The organism is Methylobacterium sp. (genome assembly GCF_019750675.1).
Lineage (GTDB): Bacteria > Pseudomonadota > Alphaproteobacteria > Rhizobiales > Beijerinckiaceae > Methylobacterium.
The window spans coordinates 1-12,462 of the sequence record NZ_JAIEOF010000425.1; the positions used below are offsets into that span (position 1 = coordinate 1).

Annotated in this window: 14 protein-coding genes; 7 read left to right on the forward strand and 7 right to left on the reverse strand. The window is 70.0% G+C overall.

The features are described 5' to 3' along the window. The 5 genes from lysA to K2X24_RS22350 all read right to left on the reverse strand — a co-directional run. A partial coding sequence (gene lysA / locus K2X24_RS22330; RefSeq protein WP_292501241.1) for a diaminopimelate decarboxylase occupies positions 1 to 1,229 on the reverse strand: 1,229 nt, incomplete at its 3' end. Positions 1,230 to 1,293: 64 nt separating this feature from the next. After that, positions 1,294 to 1,647: a lipoprotein gene (locus K2X24_RS22335; protein WP_292501243.1), complete on the reverse strand. Its 354-nt coding sequence runs from the start codon at positions 1,645 to 1,647 to the stop codon at positions 1,294 to 1,296. A gap of 101 nt (positions 1,648 to 1,748) precedes the next feature. Next, positions 1,749 to 2,048, reverse strand: coding sequence for a 3',5'-cyclic-nucleotide phosphodiesterase (locus K2X24_RS22340; RefSeq protein WP_292501245.1), 300 nt, complete (start codon positions 2,046 to 2,048; stop codon positions 1,749 to 1,751). A gap of 182 nt (positions 2,049 to 2,230) precedes the next feature. Continuing rightward, on the reverse strand, positions 2,231 to 2,974 hold the full coding sequence (locus tag K2X24_RS22345) for a hypothetical protein (RefSeq protein WP_292501247.1): 744 nt from the start codon (positions 2,972 to 2,974) through the stop codon (positions 2,231 to 2,233). A 170-nt stretch (positions 2,975 to 3,144) separates the two neighbouring features. Further along, positions 3,145 to 3,759, reverse strand: a complete 615-nt coding sequence (locus tag K2X24_RS22350; RefSeq protein ID WP_292501249.1) for a DUF1134 domain-containing protein — start codon at positions 3,757 to 3,759, stop codon at positions 3,145 to 3,147. Between the two features lie 168 nt (positions 3,760 to 3,927). Between K2X24_RS22350 and K2X24_RS22355 the strand changes: the two genes are divergently transcribed. Continuing rightward, positions 3,928 to 4,404, forward strand: a complete 477-nt coding sequence (locus tag K2X24_RS22355) for a hypothetical protein (RefSeq protein ID WP_292501251.1) — start codon at positions 3,928 to 3,930, stop codon at positions 4,402 to 4,404. An 81-nt stretch (positions 4,405 to 4,485) separates the two neighbouring features. Here K2X24_RS22355 and K2X24_RS22360 read toward each other — a convergent pair whose 3' ends face one another. After that, positions 4,486 to 5,355 (reverse strand): 3'(2'),5'-bisphosphate nucleotidase CysQ, encoded by an 870-nt coding sequence (locus tag K2X24_RS22360; protein WP_292501253.1) that lies wholly within the window; start codon positions 5,353 to 5,355, stop codon positions 4,486 to 4,488. 143 nt (positions 5,356 to 5,498) lie between these two features. Here K2X24_RS22360 and chpT point away from each other — a divergent pair, with 143 nt between their 5' ends. The 6 genes from chpT to K2X24_RS22390 all read left to right on the forward strand — a co-directional run bounded on the left by chpT (position 5,499) and on the right by K2X24_RS22390 (position 12,122). Then, entirely contained in the window at positions 5,499 to 6,230 is a 732-nt protein-coding gene (chpT, locus tag K2X24_RS22365; protein WP_292501254.1) for a histidine phosphotransferase ChpT, read from the forward strand. A 134-nt stretch (positions 6,231 to 6,364) separates the two neighbouring features. After that, complete coding sequence (locus tag K2X24_RS22370; RefSeq protein WP_292501256.1) at positions 6,365 to 9,052, forward strand: hybrid sensor histidine kinase/response regulator; 2,688 nt, start codon at positions 6,365 to 6,367, stop codon at positions 9,050 to 9,052. Between the two features lie 34 nt (positions 9,053 to 9,086). Beyond that, positions 9,087 to 9,572 carry a chemotaxis protein CheW gene (locus K2X24_RS22375; RefSeq protein WP_292501261.1) on the forward strand — a complete coding sequence of 162 codons (486 nt, stop codon included), beginning with the start codon at positions 9,087 to 9,089 and terminating at the stop codon, positions 9,570 to 9,572. Positions 9,573 to 9,588: 16 nt separating this feature from the next. Next, entirely contained in the window at positions 9,589 to 9,972 is a 384-nt protein-coding gene (locus K2X24_RS22380; RefSeq protein WP_292501263.1) for a response regulator, read from the forward strand. 87 nt (positions 9,973 to 10,059) lie between these two features. After that, on the forward strand, positions 10,060 to 11,232 hold the full coding sequence (locus K2X24_RS22385) for a chemotaxis response regulator protein-glutamate methylesterase (RefSeq protein ID WP_292501264.1): 1,173 nt from the start codon (positions 10,060 to 10,062) through the stop codon (positions 11,230 to 11,232). Then, positions 11,229 to 12,122: a protein-glutamate O-methyltransferase CheR gene (locus K2X24_RS22390; protein WP_292501258.1), complete on the forward strand. Its 894-nt coding sequence runs from the start codon at positions 11,229 to 11,231 to the stop codon at positions 12,120 to 12,122. Before K2X24_RS22385 ends, K2X24_RS22390 begins: the two co-directional genes overlap by 4 nt. Before the next feature lie 172 nt (positions 12,123 to 12,294). Here the strand turns inward: K2X24_RS22390 and K2X24_RS22395 are convergent. Further along, the coding region (locus tag K2X24_RS22395) for a helix-turn-helix domain-containing protein (protein WP_292501265.1) at positions 12,295 to 12,462 on the reverse strand (168 nt) is incomplete at its 5' end.

The following is a 12,462-nucleotide window of genomic DNA, read 5'->3' on the forward strand; positions in this document are numbered from 1 at the left end:
TCCTCGTAGGTCTGGCGCGGACGGACGACGGCATGGTCCGCCCCCCGCACCAGCACTTCGGGCACCAGCGGCCGGGTGTTGTAGGTGCCGGCCTGGACGGCCCCATAGGCGCCGGCGCTCATCACCGCGATCAGGTCCCCGGATGCGACCTCCGCCATCTCGCGGCCGAGGGCGATGTAGTCGCCGCTCTCGCAGACCGGGCCGACGACGTCGGCGACGATCCGGGGCGTCTCGTGGCCGGGCTCCCGGACAGGTCTCAGGGCATGGTAGGCGTCATACAGCGTCGGGCGGATGAGGTCGTTCATCGCCGCGTCCACGATGACGAAGGTCCGCCCCTCGGTGCGTTTCACGTAGATCACGCGCGTCACCAGGATACCGGCATTTCCGGCGATCATCCGGCCGATCTCGAAGACCGGGCGCAACCCCAGGGGGGCGAAGTGCGGACGCAGGATCGCAGACAGGGCGGCCGGCTCCGGGGGCGGGGCGTTGTCGTCACGGTAGGGGATGCCGAGCCCACCGCCGAAGTCGATGTGGTGCAGGGCGTGGCCGGCCGCCATCAGGTCGCGGGCGAGCCCGGCGAGGAGACCCGCCGCGTGATCGAAGGGCGCCAGATCCGTGATCTGACTTCCGATATGCATGTCGACGCCGGTGACCGCGAGGCCCGGCAACTGCGCGGCCTGGGCGTAGACCGCCGGAGCGCGGCCGATCGGAATGCCGAACTTGTTCTCCGACTTGCCCGTCGAGATCTTGGCGTGCGTCCCGGCATCGACGTCGGGATTGACCCGGATCGAGATCGGGGCCGTCATCCCCACGCTGGTGGCGACGGCGGAGAGTTCGGCGAGTTCAGGCTCGCTCTCGACGTTGAAGCAGTAGATCCCGGCCTTGAGGGCGGCGGCCATCTCGGAGCGCGTCTTGCCGACGCCCGAGAAAACGATGCGCTGCGGATCGACGCCGGCCGCGAGGGCCCGGCGTAACTCACCCTCTGAGACGATGTCCATGCCGGCGCCGAGGCGCGCCAGCGTCGTCAGCACGGCCTGGTTCGAATTCGCCTTCATGGCGTAGCAGACGAGGGCGTCGTCCCCGCCAAACGCCTCGGCGAAGACGCCGTAATGGCGCTCCAGCGTCGCGGTCGCGTAGCAGTAGAAGGGCGTGCCCACCCGCTCGGCGAGGTCCGCCAGATCGACGTCCTCCGCCTGGAGACGTCCGTCGCGATACTGGAAATGGTGCATCGGCCTGCCTGCGAGCCTTCGCACGGGAGCGTGCACGGGCCTCGAGAATGTTCGCGCCCCGCTTCTACAGCAGCGGATCGAGCAGGAAAGGCTGTTTTGGAATCACGTAGCCCCGCTTGGCGCCGCGCGTGGTCTTCACCGCCGGTTCGGCCCCGGAGCCGGGCACAGCGAGCGTGTCGAGTTCATCGCCGCTGCGCACGGCGTCGGGGGACGGGGCCGCCGTTTCGCCGCCGAGGCCTACGCTCTGGGGCAGGGCACGGGGGCTGGCCAGACCCGGAAGGCCGGGACGCGCCACCGCGCGCGCGGCCTCCGTGCCCGGTGGCGGCTCGAGGGCGCCACGCCGTCCGCAGCCGGAGGTGGCGAGCGCGACGAGACCGATCGCGGCGACCGCGGGAAGATGACGGGAACGGAGGAACATCAACGCTTGCGGTCCGGCATTCGATCGGCGGGAGCATAGCCGTTGCGGACGCGCGAAGCGAGCCGAACTGCCACGCTGTCCCGCGTCGTCGCCGCGGAGCCTCAGCCCTTCTTCTTACCGTCCGTCTTCTGGTAGACGTCGATAGCGCGACGGCAATTCTCGGAGAGCTTCGTCCAGTTGGTCTGGAAGCACTTGTCCAGGGCCGGGTCGTCCGTGGCGAGGTTGCCGCAATAGGTGAGGTAATCGCCGGTGCAGTACTTCTTCAGGGTCTCGTTGCCGCGCTTGGTCTGCTGCGCGGCCCCGCCCGACGGCTGAGCCGCCGGCTGGGCCAGGGCAGGCGCGACCGCAACGGACGCCGTTGCGGCGAGAGCGAAGGCGAGCGACGTAAGCTTGAGGGCCATTATGGGCGCAGTCCGTCTCGTGAAACAGGGAATGGGCGATCCGATGAAGCGCCGACATGGTCGAAACATGGCGCGCGGATGGTCACCGCATGGTCAGGGCGCCTTCTACGCCGCGCTCTCGGCTTCGTGCAACGTGCGCGGCGTACTCCGCCGCACATCACGCGATCAATGACGCGCGGATCTCAATTCGGTTGCGCGGGAAGCGGAAAGGCGGTCGCCGGCGGCAGGCGCTCGCGCTGCAGCAGGCTGTCGGCGACATCGGAGATCCGACGGCGCAGATCGGCCGCCTCGCCTTCGCGGCGCGCCATGACCTCGGCCAGGGCCTCCTCCGCGGCGGCAAGGCTGGCCCGCAGGGTCTCGCGCTCGGCCACCAGGGCGGCGGTGAGATCCGGAACGCCGGATTGCGCGGCCCCCTGGGCGGGTCGCTCCTGCAGCGGAGCCTGCGCGTCCCGCGCCGCGAACAGGTCGTCGAGCACCTCGCGATGCGCCTCCTCCAGCACCTGGAGCGTCGCAGCCTCGATCGCCGCGTCCTGGCGAACCCGCTCGAGGTCGCGCTCGACGGCGCTCAGGGTCGCGCGCGTGGCGGACATCGCCGCCTCGCGCTCCCGCAGGGTGGCGTCGCGATCCTCCACCGTCCGGGCCAGTGCCGCGGCTTCCAGGGTCCGGGCGCCGATGGCCGCGAGGTCCGCGTGGCGGTGGGCCGTCACCGCCTCGACGCGCCGCTCCAGGCGGCGCTGCGTGACGGCGAACTGCGCCCGCAGGTAATCCTTCTCGGCGGCGACCTCGGACAGGGAGAGGGGCAGGCGCGACTCGATCCGCCGCCGTGACAGGCGAGCCGCCCGCGCGTTCACCGCCGGCAGCAGCAGCAGGCCGCAGAGGCTCGCGGCCAGGAAGCCGAGGACGAAGATCATGACGGATTCGATCACGCGGGCAAGCTCTTCCAAGACGCCGGAGATGGGTCACAGACCGGAGGCGGGACGCAGCCGCATGCGCGTGCGGCGCCAGCCGTCTCACGCCCTGTTTAGCCCATTTCCGGGTTAATTGGGCAAGGCACACCGGCCCGGCAAAAGGCGCGGCCGCGCGGAAAGCCTGCGGGTCAGAACGGATTCCAGGTTGGGCGGTCGGTAAACTTCAGGTAGCCGATATTGATGCCGAGCCGGGCGCCGACGCCGGTCCGAATCGGCACGACCACGACGTTGTTGGCGGTGACCGCGGTCATGCCGAAGCCGCCGACGAGATAGGCCGAGCCGTCGACGCCGCCGAAGCGTCGGTAGAGTCCGGCGACGCTGGGCAGGTTGTAGATCAGCATCATGGTGCGGTCGCCGTCGCCGCCGACGTCGAAGCCGATCGAGGGACCCTGCCAGTAGATCCGGCGCTGGCCGGCATTGCGCGTGTAGAGCGTGCCCTCCCCGTAGCGGACGCCGCCCACGATGGCCCCGGACGCCTCCTGTCCGAGGATGTAGCCGTTGGGTTCGCCCCACCGGCGCGTCGCTTCCTCGACGAGTTGGGCGAGGCCGCGCGACATCGAGCCGAAGAAGCGATGGCCGTTGTCGACGAGTTCTTCCGGCCGGAAGGTGCCGGGCCGGCCCTCCACCGCCTCGACGGCCCGTGCCGAGAGACCGATGAGCAGCGTGCCCGCGAGGCCGGCCAGCATCGCGCGGCGGGTCGGGACGGCGGACGCGGATCGGGCGCCCCGGATGTTCGACGACATGCCTCGTTCCTCCTCGTGACCTCGGACTGTTCGATGCCCCGCTAGCGTCGCGCTAACGCGCGTCGGTCTAGGACTGTCGGATCGGCAGCCACCAGACAGGCTAACCCCCGGCGCCAGCGCCGGCCGTGCGCCGGCATACCCCGCCATCCTCGACCGAAACAAAGCAAGATGTGGTTAACGCGCCGTCACCTGCTGATCCTCGCCGCCGCCTCGACAGCGACGGCCGCGCGCGCGACGAGCCTCCTCGCCCGGCCGCCCGGCCCGATCGCTCTGGAGGGCTTCGATCCGGTGAGCTACTTTCTGGGCGCGCCCGAACCCGGGCAGGTAGCCTTCGAGGTCGCCTGGGGCGGGCGAACCTGGCGCTTCGCACGTGCCGCCAACCAGGCGGCCTTTCGGGGCGATCCCGTCCGCTACGCGCCACGCCTCGGCGGGTTCGACCCGATCGGCGTCCTGAGCGGCCGGCTCGTGGACACCGATCCGTCGATCTTCGTCTGCCTGCCGGACGGAGAGGGGCTTGCCCGGCTGTATCTGCTGCGCAGCGCCGAGCACCGGGCGCGCCTGTCGGCGGAGCCCGCCTTGGCCGATCGGGCGGAACGGCGCTGGCCGGATCTGCGGGACCAGATCGAGCGGGATTTTCCGGATTAGGGATCTTTCGCCGAACCGGTGCGCTTTTCGGCGGATGACGCGGGAGCAAGTGTTGGGGGCGTTCGCGCCCGGCAATGCCGTTCAGGCGCTGACCGGGCTCTCGCTGCCCACGGCATGCCGAGCGCCACGTGCGGCCGGGCTCCGGTCGGGCAAAACGAGGTCGTCCGCGTAGCCCGCGTGGCCGAGGGCCGCGAAGGGGCCATTGCGATAGTGGCGCGTGTAGTGCCCGTAGGTCATCGGGCGCCCGGCCGGCGCCACGACGCAGCCGCCGGCCACGGTGAGAATGTGGTCGCCGGCCGCCGTGTCCCACTCCATCGTCGGTCCGCAGCGCACGTAGATGTCGGCCTCGCCGGCCGCGATCAGGCAGAACTTCAGGGCGGAGGCCGCCGATCGGGTGGCGCCGATCTTGAGCGCCTCGAGACAGAGCTCGGTTTCGTGATCGCAGTGGCGGTTGCTGGTCAGGGCGACGAGGCCCGCATCCGGCCGCGGCCGCACCGCGATCGGCGCCAGGGCGCCGGGACGCCCATCCGACACGCTGGCCTCGAACGCCCGCGCGCCTGCACCCCAGACCCGCCCGAGCCCGGGGGCGGCCAGAGCGGCCGCGACCGGCCGGTCACCGGCGATCAGGCCGATATTCACGCTGTACTCCGGATTTCCGGCCAGGAAGTCACGCGTCCCGTCGAGGGGGTCGACGAGGAAGAAAAGCGGCGCGGGGGGATGATCGTAGGAGGATTCTTCCGCGATGACCGGTATCTCCGGCCAGCGGCGATCGAGTTCGGCGAGGATGAAGGCCTCGGATTCCGCGTCGGCCTGACTTGCCGGCGAGCCGTCCGGCTTGATCACGTGCGGGCAGTCGCCGCCGTGATGTCGCTTCAGGATCTCGCCCGCGCGGCAGGCAATCTCCATCAGGGCGGTCGCAATACGGTCGCGGGTGGGCGCATCTATCGACATATTCTCGATGAGAATGCCTGTCTCGTCGGACCTTGTCGACCCGGATCTCGGGCGGTCCGGACGCTTTTCAAAGCAATCGGCGCCGTCTATCGGTGCCGTACACGACCGGACGCGGCCCGAAAAACGCCTGCGCGGAGCGCTTCATGACCCCCCTCGATCTCGACGCCCTCGACCTTTCCGCCCTCCTGTGCTCGCGGGTCTGCCACGACGTGATCAGCCCGGTGGGCGCGATCGTGAACGGCCTGGAGGTCCTGGAGGACGAAAGCGACACCTCGATGCGGGAATTCGCCCTGGAGTTGATCGCCAAGAGCGCCCGCCAAGCCTCCGCCCGCCTGCAATTCGCGCGGATCGCCTTCGGCGCCGCCGGATCGGCCGGCGCGTCCATCGACGTGGCCGATGCCGAGAAGGTCTCGCGCGGCATGTTCGTCGACGACAAGACGCAGCTCGCCTGGAGCGCCCCCCAGGCACTCTTCCCGAAGAACAAGGTCAAGCTCCTCCTCAACCTCGTGATGATTGCCCAGAGCGCGATCCCGCGCGGTGGCCTGATCGACGTCAAGGTCCAGGGTGACGGCGAGGCGCCGACCCTGACCCTGAAGAGCAAGGGCTCGCATGCCCGCATCCCCGCCCACGTGGAATCCCTGATCGCCGGCACACCCGAGACCGGCAGCGTCGACGCCCACGGCATCCTGCCGTTCTATGCCGGCCTCGTCGCTCGTGCGGCGGCCATGGACGTGCGCTTCTCCATCGAGGGCGACACGGTGACGATCGAGGCCACCCCCACCGCCGCGGCGATTCCCGCAGCGCCGCCGGCCGATGCCGGTCCCGAGGCGGACCGCCCCTCGGATTCCGAACCGCCGGAAACCGCGCTCGCCTGAGCGGATCGCGGGAGTTCGGCGAGGATCTATGCTGTCTCCCGCTTTATTGGCGACCGTGAAACTCTTCCCTAACCGGTTCGCCCACAAGGTCCCATTGCACAGACTGTAGTGCGCGTATGGACCGAGTGCCTCTCATGGACGACTTGTTGCGTGAGTTCCTGACCGAGAGTGCCGAGCATCTCGATACCGTCGATGCCGAGCTCGTCCGATTCGAGCAGGATCCCAACAACCAGACGATCCTGCGGAACATCTTCCGGCTCGTCCACACCATCAAGGGCACCTGCGGGTTCCTCGGTCTTCCGCGTCTGGAAGCTCTGGCGCACGCCGCCGAAACCCTGATGGGGCAGTTCCGCGACGGCATGCCGGTGACCGGCCCGGCCGTCAGTCTGATCCTCGTGACCCTCGATCGCCTGAAGGCGATCCTCGGCGATCTGGAGGCCACCGGTTCCGAGCCCACCGGAAGCGACGACGACCTGATCGGCGCCCTCGAGGTGATGGCCGCCACGCCGGTGGCGGCGCCCGCAGCCGTGGCCGAGATCAGGCTTCCCGAGCCCGTGTCCCGCGAGCTCAAGCCGGGCGAGGTCAGCCTGGAGGATCTGGAGCGCGCCTTCATGGAGGCCGAGGGTCCGGACCCCTTCGACGCGCCCGTGGCGCCCGCCCCCGAGCCGATGCCGGCGGCGCCCGTCGCCGTCGAGCCCGAGGCGCCGGTCCCCGCCCGGGCTCGGGACACGGCGAAGGCTGCCGACGCGCCCGCCACCCCGGAGGGCGAAGGCGGGGTCGCGAAGGTCCAGACGATCCGCGTGAACGTCGACACCCTCGAACACCTCATGACGATGGTGTCCGAGCTGGTGCTGACCCGCAACCAGCTCCTCGAGATCGCCCGCCGCCACGACGATTCCACCTACAAGGTGCCGCTGCAGCGCCTCAGCCACGTGACCGCCGAGCTGCAGGAAGGGGTCATGAAGACCCGTATGCAGCCGATCGGCAACGCCTGGCAGAAGCTGCCCCGGGTGGTCCGCGACCTGTCCTCGGAACTCGGCAAGCAGATCGAGCTCGTGATGAGCGGCGCCGAGACCGAGCTCGACCGCCAGGTCCTCGAGGTCATCAAGGACCCGCTCACCCACATGGTGCGCAACTCCGCCGACCACGGCATCGAGTCGTCGGCCGACCGCAAGGCGGCCGGCAAGCCGGCGCGCGGCACCATCCGGCTCTCCGCCTATCACGAGGGCGGCACGATCACGATCGAGATCGCCGACGACGGCAAGGGCCTGGATCTCGCAGCGATCCGCCGCAAGGCCGTGGAGCGCAAGGTCGCGAGCCAGGCCGAGGTCGAGCGGATGACCGACGCCCAGGTGGCGAAGTTCATCTTCCACCCCGGCTTTTCGACGGCGGCGGCCATCACCTCGGTCTCGGGCCGCGGTGTCGGCATGGACGTGGTCAAGACCAACATCGAGCTCATCGGCGGTGTCATCGACATCAACACGCAGCTCGGGCGCGGCACCACCTTCACCATCAAGATCCCGCTCACCCTGGCGATCATCGCCGCCCTCATCGTCAAGGCGGGCGCGCAGCGCTTCGCGGTGCCGCAGGTGGCCGTGCTGGAACTGGTGCGTGTCGACAAGGCGACGGCCCAGAAGGTCGAGCGCATCAACGGCTCGCCGGTCCTGCGCCTGCGCGAGCGCCTCCTGCCCATCGTCACCCTCACGGGCGTGCTCGGCCAGGATCAGGCCGCCGATGCCGTCGATTCCGGCTTCGTCGTGGTGGCCCAGGTCGGGCGCCAGCGCTTCGGCATCCTCGTGGACGAGGTCTTCCACACGGAGGAGATCGTCGTGAAGCCGATGTCCTCGAAGCTGCGCCACCTGCCGCTGTTCGCCGGCAACACCATCCTGGGCGACGGCGCCGTGGTGCTCATCGTCGATCCGAACGGCATCGCCCAGCACGTCAGCCAGGGCTCGCAATCGGGCGGCGTGCCCGTGGAGGCCGAGGCCGAGGAGATCGAGGCGGCGGACGCCAAGGCGACGCTCCTCGTCTTCAAGGGCGGCAAGGGCAGCTACAAGGCGGTTCCGCTCTCCCTCGTCACCCGCCTTGAGGAGATCGAATCGGAGAAGGTCGAGTGGGTCGGCGGCCGTCCGCTGATCCAGTATCGCGGTCGCCTGATGCCGCTCGTTCCCGCCGATCCCTCGATCGAAATCCGCAACACCGGCAAACAGGCGCTGGTGGTGTTCTCGGACGGCGAGCGCGCCATGGGCCTCGTGGTGGACGAGATCGTCGACATCGTCGAGGAGCGCCTCGACGTGGAGATCTCGGCCGACCGGTCCGACCTCATCGGTTCCGCCGTGCTGCGCGGCCGCGCCACCGAGATCATCAACATCGCGCACTTCCTGCCGCTGGCCTACGACGACTGGGCGCGCGGGCCCAAGAAGGCGGACAAGCGCGGCTCCACCCTGCTCCTCGTGGACGACTCGGCCTTCTTCCGGGACATGCTGACCCCCGTGCTCAAGGCCGCCGGCTACAACGTCGTCACGGCGGCGAGCGCGGACGAAGCGGTGGCGACCCTGCTGAGCAACGGCCGCATCGACCTCGTCGTCTGCGATCTCGAGATGCCGGGCCGCAACGGCTTCGACCTCGTCGGTGCCATGCGGCGGGTCGAGGGACGCGTCGCGGCCCTGCCGGTCGTCGCCCTGACGGGTACGATCGGACCCGAAGCCATCGAGCGCGCGCGCGCCCTCGGCATCGCCGACCTCGTGGCCAAGTTCGACCGCAGCGGCCTGATCGCGGCCCTGTCCGAACTCGACACCACCCGCCTCGCCGCCGCCGCCTGATCGGCCCGTCCCCTTCCCGGAATCCCCGACCATGATGCAGGCCGCCAACAGCAACGCCACCGACACCCTCGCCACCCACGATTTCGTCACCGTCTTCGTCGGCGAGACCATGTTCGGGCTGGCCATCGACCGGGTCCACGACGTTTTCATCCCGGCCGGCGTCACGCCGGTGCCCCTGGCGCCGCCGGAGATCGTCGGCCTCCTCAACCTGCGCGGGCGCGTCGTCACCGCGCTCTGCCTGCGCCGCCGGCTCAGCATGGGCCCCCGCACGGGGGAGGGTGCCCAGATGGCGATCGGGTTGGAGCAGGGCGGCGAGACCTTCGCGCTGATCGTCGACGGCGTCGGCGAAGTGCTCAAGCTCGGCGCCGATACCCACGAACCCGTGCCGATCAACCTGGATGCGCGCTGGCGCGACCTGACGCTCGGCGTCCACCGCCTGGACGGCCGTCTCCTCGTCATCCTCGACGTGGACGCCCTCCTGGCCTTCGGTACGAACACCCGCACCGCCGGCGCCGCCTGAAGAGGGAGTGGGAATGATGAAGACCTGTCTCATCGTCGATGATTCCGCCGTGATCCGGAAGGTGGCCCGCCGGATCTTCGAGACCATGAACTTCAAGGTCGGCGAAGCCGAGGACGGCGAGAAGGCGCTCACCGCCTGCGGCGAGACCATGCCGGACGCCATCCTGCTCGACTGGAACATGCCGACCATGGACGGTTACGACTTCCTCCGGGCACTTCGGAAGGCACCGGGCGGCGAGAAGCCGAAGGTGCTGTTCTGCACCACCGAGAACGATGTCGGCGCCATCGCGCGGGCGCTGCATGCCGGCGCCGACGAGTACATCATGAAGCCCTTCGACCGTGACATCGTCACGGCGAAGCTCGCCCAGGTCGGCTTCCACGGCGAAGCCGACGCCGCCTGACGCGGAGTTGCGGGACCGCGACAGGTCCGGTCCCGCACGCCTCGCTCACTCATTCTCCGCGTCGCCCGAAGCGTGAACCCGTTCATGATGGCTGCCCCAGTTCCGAACTACGCGACGGGCCATGCGGGGCAATCCCCGGCGGGGCACCGCGTCCGTGTCCTCATCGCGGACGATTCCGCGGTGGTGCGCGGACTGGTCGCCCGCTGGATCGCCGAAGCGGGCCATGAGGTCGTGGCCACCGCCTCCAACGGCCGGATCGCCCTGGAATCGATGTCGCGGCACGACCCCGACGTGATCCTGCTCGACATCGACATGCCGGAACTCGACGGCACCCAGGCCCTGCCGCTGCTGCTCGCCAAGAGCCCCGGCGTCCAGGTCATCATGATGTCGACGCTGACCACGCGGAACGCCGACATCTCGCTCCGCTGCCTCGCCCTCGGGGCCGTCGACTACATCCCGAAACCCGAGAGCAACCGGGGCGTGACCACCTCGGACGCGTTCCGCACGGACCTGATCGAGCGCGTCCGCCTGTTCGGCTCCGCCCGGGCCCGCAAGCGCGGCCCCGCCATATCGGTCGCGCCGGTGAGCCACGGCACGCCCGCCCCGGCCCCCGTCTCGGCCCTGCGGCCGACGGCGCCGCTGGTTCTGCGCCCGAAGGCGCGCACCGGCATCGCGCCCCGGGTCCTGCTGATCGGCGCCTCGACGGGCGGTCCCCGCGCCGTCGGCGAGGTCCTCGAAAAGATCGGCAGCGCCACGCTGCGTCAGTTTCCCGTGCTCATCGTGCAGCACATGCCGCCCGTCTTCACCGCCGTGTTCGCCGAGCATCTCGGCGCCCGCACCGGCCTGCCGGCGGCCGAGGGCAAGGCCGACGAGCGCCTTCAGCCCGGGCGCATCTACGTGGCGCCCGGCGGGCGGCACATGGGCCTCGGCGGTGCGCGCCAGGACGTGACGATTCGGCTGCACGACGGACCGGTGGTCAATTTCTGCCGGCCCGCCGTGGACGTGCTGTTCCAGGACGCGGCCGCGATCTTCGGGGCTTCCGCCCTCGCGGTGGTGCTCACCGGGATGGGATCGGACGGCACCGGGGGCGCCCGGGCGCTCGTGGAGGCCGGGGCGGCGGTGCTCGCGCAGGACGAAGCCACCAGCACGGTCTGGGGCATGCCCGGCAGCATCGCCAAGGCGGGCCTCGCCCAGGCGATCCTACCGCTGGCCGAGATCGGTCCCGCGCTACGCAATCTACTGACGGGACAGGGCGCATGACCGAACTCGAGTTCGACTTTCTGCGCAGCTATCTCAAGACCCGCTCGGGCCTCGCGCTCAGCGCGGAGAAGCGCTACCTCATCGAGAGCCGGCTCGGCCCCGTCTGCCGGCGCTTCAACCTCGCGGGCCTCGGCGCCCTGGTGACCGCCCTCAAGGGCAGCCGCGACCTCGCCCTGGAACGGGCGGTGGTCGAGGCGATGACCACCAACGAGACGTTCTTCTTCCGCGACCGCACGCCCTTCGACCTGTTCCGCGACGTGCTGCTGCCGGAGGCCATGGCCCGCCGGGCGACGCAGCGCCGCCTGCGCATCTGGTGCGCGGCCGCCTCCACCGGCCAGGAGCCCTATTCCCTGGCGATGATGCTGCAGGACGCCGCCGCGCGGCTGGCGGGGTGGCATGTCGACCTCGTGGCCACGGACCTTTCGACCGAGGTCCTCGAGAAGGCCAAGGCCGGGCTCTACAGCCACTTCGAGGTGCAGCGCGGCCTGCCGGTGCAGTCGCTGATCAAGCACTTCGAGCAGACGGGCGAGCAGTGGCGGATTTCCGCCAGCCTGCGGCAGATGGTGGATTACCGCCCCCTCAACCTGCTGCATCCCTTCGATGCCCTGGGCACCTTCGACATCATCTACTGCCGGAACGTGCTGATCTATTTCGACGCGCCGACGAAGGGCGACGTGCTGGCCCGCCTCAGCGCCAGCCTGGCGCCGGACGGAGCCCTGCTGCTGGGCGCAGCCGAGACCGTGATCGGCCTGACCGAGAAGCTGGTCCCGAACGCCCAGCACCGGGGCCTCTACGTGCAGGCGCCCGCCGCCGCCCGCGCCCCTGCGGTGCGCGTGCTGCCGGGCCTGCCCGCGACCGACCCGGGCCTGCGCAGGGTGGTCGGTCTCTGAAGGGATCGCGATTCGCGAAGGATGCGCGGCACGGGGCGTTTCCCGGGTCGCGCATCTCGGCGCGCCCCGACCCGTGCGATGTCGCGGGACCGGCGGCGCCGATGCGAACCAGGGCGCCAAACGAAAAAGGCCCCGCTGCTGCGGGGCCGTTACGTCGTCTGCTTCGGGGAAGTCAGACGGCGATGCGTTCTTCGCCCTCGTTGGGCTCGCGCAGCACGTAGCCGCGGCCCCAGACGGTCTCGATGTAGTTCTTGCCGGAGGAGGCGTTGGCGAGCTTCTTGCGCAGCTTGCAGATGAACACGTCGATGATCTTGAGCTCGGGCTCGTCCATGCCGCCGTA

Excerpts from the sequence above, each read along its gene's own strand:
- K2X24_RS22385 (WP_292501264.1), top strand. The coding sequence starts at position 10,060 with ATGGCTGCCCCAGTTCCGAACTACGCGACGGGCCATGCGGGGCAATCC.
- K2X24_RS22340 (WP_292501245.1), bottom strand. The coding sequence starts at position 2,048 with ATGGCCCTCAAGCTTACGTCGCTCGCCTTCGCTCTCGCCGCAACGGCG.
- K2X24_RS22370 (WP_292501256.1), top strand. The coding sequence starts at position 6,365 with ATGGACGACTTGTTGCGTGAGTTCCTGACCGAGAGTGCCGAGCATCTC.
- K2X24_RS22375 (WP_292501261.1), top strand. The coding sequence starts at position 9,087 with ATGCAGGCCGCCAACAGCAACGCCACCGACACCCTCGCCACCCACGAT.
- K2X24_RS22360 (WP_292501253.1), bottom strand. The coding sequence starts at position 5,355 with ATGTCGATAGATGCGCCCACCCGCGACCGTATTGCGACCGCCCTGATG.
- K2X24_RS22350 (WP_292501249.1), bottom strand. The coding sequence starts at position 3,759 with ATGTCGTCGAACATCCGGGGCGCCCGATCCGCGTCCGCCGTCCCGACC.
- chpT (WP_292501254.1), top strand. The coding sequence starts at position 5,499 with ATGACCCCCCTCGATCTCGACGCCCTCGACCTTTCCGCCCTCCTGTGC.
- K2X24_RS22390 (WP_292501258.1), top strand. The coding sequence starts at position 11,229 with ATGACCGAACTCGAGTTCGACTTTCTGCGCAGCTATCTCAAGACCCGC.
- K2X24_RS22335 (WP_292501243.1), bottom strand. The coding sequence starts at position 1,647 with ATGTTCCTCCGTTCCCGTCATCTTCCCGCGGTCGCCGCGATCGGTCTC.
- K2X24_RS22355 (WP_292501251.1), top strand. The coding sequence starts at position 3,928 with ATGTGGTTAACGCGCCGTCACCTGCTGATCCTCGCCGCCGCCTCGACA.
- K2X24_RS22380 (WP_292501263.1), top strand. The coding sequence starts at position 9,589 with ATGAAGACCTGTCTCATCGTCGATGATTCCGCCGTGATCCGGAAGGTG.